This is a genomic window from Sphingobacterium sp. UBA7253 (assembly GCF_002472745.1).
Classification (GTDB): domain Bacteria; phylum Bacteroidota; class Bacteroidia; order Sphingobacteriales; family Sphingobacteriaceae; genus Sphingobacterium; species Sphingobacterium siyangense.
Genome location: NZ_DKSP01000089.1, coordinates 46,611 through 47,426 on the forward strand (window position 1 = coordinate 46,611; position 816 = coordinate 47,426).

The following is an 816-nucleotide window of genomic DNA, read 5'->3' on the forward strand; positions in this document are numbered from 1 at the left end:
AGTATTGATTATGGTTGCTTTAGCCTTTAATAAGTATGTTAAACGACAACAGTTACCTGAAGCGGGAGAAGGTACCAGAAGTTTCTTGGCGAATCTATCTTACAATAAGTTTTACGTGGATGAACTTTATGATAGCATCATTGTACGTCCGATCAATTGGCTCTCGGCTTTCTTCGGGAATGTTGTGGATCAACGTGGGATTGACGGTGTTGTTAACGGTGCCGGGAAAGCAACATTTGATACAGGAAAAGTATTGCGTTTGCTCCAGAATGGTAATGTTGGTTTTTATTTATTGATGATGGTAATTGGGGTGATTGCCATTTTCATCTATGGATTGTTGAGTCTTTAATTTTGGTATAATCGATGGATAACTTGTTTTTACTTATTTTATTGCCGTTAATAAGCGCATTGATTCTAACGTTTTTAAAGACCAATGCTGCAAAGTCTATTGCCTTGATTTTATCATTACTGTCTTTGGCTTTGACTATTCCTTTCCTTTGTACTTTTGACGCAAATGGCGGAATGCAATTTGAACAAAATTGGCTATGGATTTCTTCATTGCATATTCATTTTCATATCGGCGTTGATGGAATTAGCTTGCCGTTGATCTTATTGACGAATGGGCTGATGCCTTTAATTATTGCCACAACCTTTAAGAAGGATTATAAAGGAAACTTTTATGCTTTAATGGCTTTTATGCAAGCGGGCTTACTGCTCGTATTTATGGCCTTGGATGCCTTTACTTTTTATGTGGGGTGGGAGATTGCCTTGATTCCGATTTATTTTATTTGTGCACTTTGGGGTGAAGGAGATCGT

Annotated in this window: 2 pseudogenes; both read left to right on the top strand. The window is 37.5% G+C overall.

Going from position 1 to position 816, the window contains the following annotated elements:
• Positions 1-349, top strand: a pseudogene (locus tag B2X72_RS08790) (NADH-quinone oxidoreductase subunit L); the annotation flags it as partial.
• Positions 350-363: 14 nt separating this feature from the next.
• Positions 364-816: pseudogene (locus tag B2X72_RS08795) on the top strand (NADH-quinone oxidoreductase subunit M); the annotation flags it as partial.